6 protein-coding genes are annotated in these 3,779 nt (G+C 65.2%); 3 read left to right on the forward strand and 3 right to left on the reverse strand.

Annotated elements, in window-relative coordinates:
* Positions 1 to 329 (reverse strand): alcohol dehydrogenase catalytic domain-containing protein (locus ACRDUX_RS12200; RefSeq protein ID WP_526414219.1); only part of this gene is annotated, 329 nt, incomplete at its 3' end.
* Positions 330 to 609: 280 nt separating this feature from the next.
* On the opposite strand from ACRDUX_RS12200, the gene ACRDUX_RS12205 reads away from it, so the two are divergent.
* Positions 610 to 1,128, forward strand: coding sequence for a YkgB family protein (locus ACRDUX_RS12205; protein WP_526414221.1), 519 nt, complete (start codon positions 610 to 612; stop codon positions 1,126 to 1,128).
* On the opposite strand, the gene ACRDUX_RS12210 is transcribed toward ACRDUX_RS12205, so the two are convergent.
* Complete coding sequence (locus tag ACRDUX_RS12210) at positions 1,098 to 1,697, reverse strand: TetR/AcrR family transcriptional regulator (protein WP_526414223.1); 600 nt, start codon at positions 1,695 to 1,697, stop codon at positions 1,098 to 1,100. The genes ACRDUX_RS12205 and ACRDUX_RS12210 overlap by 31 nt on opposite strands.
* Positions 1,698 to 1,788: 91 nt before the next feature.
* Here ACRDUX_RS12210 and ACRDUX_RS12215 point away from each other — a divergent pair, with 91 nt between their 5' ends.
* Together ACRDUX_RS12215 and ACRDUX_RS12220 are read left to right on the forward strand one after the other, a co-directional pair.
* Positions 1,789 to 2,472, forward strand: a complete 684-nt coding sequence (locus ACRDUX_RS12215) for a peroxiredoxin-like family protein (RefSeq protein ID WP_526414225.1) — start codon at positions 1,789 to 1,791, stop codon at positions 2,470 to 2,472.
* Positions 2,469 to 3,194 carry a mycothiol-dependent nitroreductase Rv2466c family protein gene (locus ACRDUX_RS12220; RefSeq protein ID WP_526414227.1) on the forward strand — a complete coding sequence of 242 codons (726 nt, stop codon included), beginning with the start codon at positions 2,469 to 2,471 and terminating at the stop codon, positions 3,192 to 3,194. The genes ACRDUX_RS12215 and ACRDUX_RS12220 overlap by 4 nt, the downstream gene beginning before the upstream one ends.
* Here the strand turns inward: ACRDUX_RS12220 and ACRDUX_RS12225 are convergent, their stop codons facing one another.
* Positions 3,195 to 3,623, reverse strand: coding sequence for a DUF3040 domain-containing protein (locus ACRDUX_RS12225; protein ID WP_526414229.1), 429 nt, complete (start codon positions 3,621 to 3,623; stop codon positions 3,195 to 3,197).
* Positions 3,624 to 3,779 lie beyond the last annotated feature (156 nt).

Consider the following 3,779-nt stretch of genomic DNA (forward strand, 5'->3'; position numbering starts at 1 on the left):
GGCACGGGGACCGCAATCGAGGCATCGACATTGACGACCTCCGCCCAGGACCCGCCGTGGGGGAAGAAGCTCACCCGGGTGCTGGGGGTGAAGCTGGTGACGCCAGGTCCGGTGGCAGTGACGACACCAGTGGCTTCGGTACCGGCGACCACCGGTGTGCCGTGCGTTTGGCGGGAGGCGATGCCCAGCAGATCACCGGGATGGATGGAGAAGGCGGCGACCTTCACCTGAATCTGGTTTGGGCCAGGCGCGGGAACTGCGCCGATGTCGGTGACTTCAAGGGTGTCGGCGGGGGCGCCGGGACGGCTGTGGGTGATGGCGAGTGTCATTGGGGTGTAATCCTTGCGAAAGTGTTTGGTGGAGGGCCGGTTAGACGGTGGCGGGGAGGCGCTTATCCAATCGAGCGCGGCACTCGTTCATTATGGACTGAACAGACAATAACAGATCTTCATTCCGCGAACCAGATGCCAAGTCGCTGTTATTGACTAGGTAGGGCGTCGTCGACGACAACGCATCCCCCGCACGCCCGCGTAACGCCAGGCCGCGGCGATGCACTCAACTCGGTAACCGTCGGCGGAATCCGCCCCGACGCCGATGAAGGGAGTCGTCATGGCCGCCATCAATGCCCACACCGCCAACGCGGGCAACGGGCTGGAAGTAGTCGTCACACGTGTTGGCGGGGGGCTCGCCCGCTACGGCCTGGTGGTCGTGATCGGCTGGATCGGCCTGCTCAAGTTCACTGGGTACGAGGCGCAGGGCATTCAGCCGCTGGTCGCCCACAGCCCGTTGATGAGTTGGGTCTACGACGTGTTCTCCGTGACGACCTTCTCGGCACTGCTCGGCGTGCTCGAGGTGGCCACCGCCGTACTACTCGCGGTCAAGCCGTGGTGGCCAAGGGTGTCGGCGCTGGGCAGCGTGGTGGCCATCGGGCTGTTCCTGGCGACCATCAGCTTCCTGTTCACCACACCGGGCGTCGGCGAGGAGTCCGCGGGCGGCGTCCCGCTGCTGTCGATGACCGGCCAATTCCTGATCAAGGACGTTGCGCTGCTTGGCATCGCGGTGTGGACGCTGGCCGATGCGCTGCGTGCCGCGCGGGCTCAAGCGGTGGTGGCGAATGACCCGATGTGATCGATCACGGTGTTCAGTGCGGTCTCGAGTGGCTCGCCGTCGCGCAGCGTCTTGGTGAGCAGCAGTCCACCCTGCAGCGCAGTCAACAGCGTCGTGGCCAGCTTGTCGACATCGGCGACCGGCGCGAGCTCGCCACGGTCCTTCATGGCGGCCAGACCGCCACGGATGGCGCCCTGCCACCGCCGGTAGCCGGCCACGATGTCTTCTCTTGCCGCGCTGTCGCTTTCGGCGAGCTCGCTGGCCAACGAGCCCAATGGGCAGCCGCCCCGGAAGTCCTTGGAACGCTGGACGTCCACGATGACTTCCGCCCAGCCGCGCAACGCATCGAAGTCGTCGAGGCGGGCGAGCAGAGGCTCCTGGAACCCAAGGATGGCGTCGCTCCAGTACTCGATGACGGCGCGAGTGAGGGCGCGCTTGTCGACGAAGTAGTGGTAGAGCTGCGACGCGCTGACGCCAGCGGCGACCTGGACGTCCTCGGTGCTGGTACCGGCAACCCCACGCTCGTGCATCAGGGCAGCGGCAGCGGCCACGATGCGGTCCCTGGTGGCCTGGCCCTTCCGGGTGATCATCACTTGAGGTTACCGATTCTGGAGTTGACAATCCAAAATTGGAGGCGTTTTGTGGAGTGATCAATCCAATACACCTGCGGAAGGCGATCGTATGACGACCCACACACCGACCATCACGGAGCAGTCGGAAGCGATTGCGGCGGGATCCGCCACGAAGTTGCCTGCCGACGTCTTGGCTGCCTTCGCCGCCGATCAGGCCGCGCTGAACGCTCGCGGCGTGCCGAGCGGGGTCGTAGCGCCGGGAACCGTCATGCCCGACGGTGACCTGCTCGACGTCCGCGGTGCGCCCACCTCCCTTGATCGGTTGCGCAGTGGCAAGCCTGCCGTGGTGGTCTTCTACCGTGGGGCGTGGTGCCCGTACTGCAACATGACCCTGCGTACGTATCAGGCCGAGCTGGTGCCTGCGCTCGCCGGGCGCGGCTTCGAGTTGATCGCCGTCAGCCCGCAGAAGCCCGACGGCTCGCTGAGCTCAGCCGAGTCCAACGAACTGACCTACGCCGTGGCGTCCGATCCGGGCAATCAACTCGCTGTCGCGCTTGGCATCCTGACCGAACCCTCCGCGGATGCCGTTGCGGGACAGGTCAAGCTGGGGCTCGATCTCACCGAGGTGAATGCCGACGGTGGGAAGACCCTGCCGATGCCCACGGTCGTCGTGGTCGATGCTGCGGGCGTCGTCCGATGGATCGACGTGCATCCCGACTACGCGACCCGTAGCGAGGTACCCGACATCCTGGCTGCCGCCGATGCGGTGAGCGATGAGGAGGCACAACCGTGAGCACAGCCGACCTGGACTTCTACTTCGATCCCGTCTGTCCGTTCGCGTGGATGACCAGCAAGTGGGTCCGAATGGTGGCCGAACAGCGCGACTACACCGTGGGATGGCGCTTCATCTCGTTGCGAATGATCAACGCACACATCGACTACGGGGCTCATTTCCCGCCCGAGTACGAGGACGGGCATACCGCTGGACTGAAGCTGCTCCGAGTCGCCGCGCGCACCAGGGCCGAACATGGGTGCGAGGCCGTCGGACCGCTGTACCTCGCGATGGGACGGCGGATCTTCGACACCCCGCCCGACGGTCACCCGGTAACCGGAACCGAACAGGGGTCGCGGCGGTTCCTTGAGCCGATCCTCGATGAGGCGGGCCTGCCGGCTGAGCTCGCGGATGCCCTCGAAGACACTCAATTCGACGGAGCGCTTCGCGCGGAAACCGACCATGCCCTTGCGCTGACCGGCAAGGATGTCGGTACGCCGATCCTGCAGTTCCACCCACCCGCCGGGGTGGCATTCTTCGGCCCTGTGATCAGCCGCCTGCCGAAGCCTGAAGAGGCAGTGGAACTCTGGGACAACGTAGTCGGCTTGGCGAGCTTTCCCGGTTTCGCCGAACTCAAGCGCAGTCTGCGCGAGCGGCCCCAACTCGCGAGTTTCGGTGTCGATCCCGGAGCCTCGGGGATCGAAGAGGACTGGCACGGGGGTAGCCGCCGCACCAAGAAGTAGTCATGATCCACGGCCACGCCGAAACGGCCCGTTGCACCACCAAAGTGCTGCGAAGGCCATGACGAGGTAGGCGAGGACGCATACGGCAAGAACGCCCCCGATAGTGGTGTCATGTGGGATCAGGACGGCGCAGGTCATCATGGCCATGCCTGCCCCGAACGCGACGGCAGCGAAAAGCCGGTGTCGCACTCGTCTTACGGTCCAGAGGTCGTGAGCGAGAGACGAGGCCAGTCGCGGATCCTCGGCATGCAGCTCGCTCTCGATCCGGTCCAACGCCTGCTGTTCGTGATGCGACAAAGCCATTCTCGTGCCCCAATGCCGGTCTCCAAGACGGTATGCGGCGTGCCTCTCGGCTGTCCACTGGCGCGACCGCATGTTCACGCTAGCACTATGCAATAGTTGCAGTATGCGTTTAATGGTGAAACGCATACGCCAAGACGCCTTGGCGCCGCGTGAAGCGCCTGAGCGCTTGGTTGCGATGGTCTGGTGGCGCGTCACTGGTTCGCCCGCGTCGTCGGTGTCGCGACAGCCGTGGCGCTGGCCACGGGTGCGACGCCGCCCGAGATAGTTTGATCTGGGGGTAGT

This window comes from Mycobacterium sp., from assembly GCF_050701675.1.
Taxonomy (GTDB): Bacteria; Actinomycetota; Actinomycetes; order Mycobacteriales; family Mycobacteriaceae; genus Mycobacterium.

Bases quoted from the DNA above. Each gene is read 5' to 3' on its own strand.
- ACRDUX_RS12215 (WP_526414225.1), top strand. From the start codon at position 1,789: ATGACGACCCACACACCGACCATCACGGAGCAGTCGGAAGCGATTGCG.
- ACRDUX_RS12205 (WP_526414221.1), top strand. From the start codon at position 610: ATGGCCGCCATCAATGCCCACACCGCCAACGCGGGCAACGGGCTGGAA.
- ACRDUX_RS12225 (WP_526414229.1), bottom strand. From the start codon at position 3,623: ATGCGTTTCACCATTAAACGCATACTGCAACTATTGCATAGTGCTAGC.
- ACRDUX_RS12210 (WP_526414223.1), bottom strand. From the start codon at position 1,697: ATGATCACCCGGAAGGGCCAGGCCACCAGGGACCGCATCGTGGCCGCT.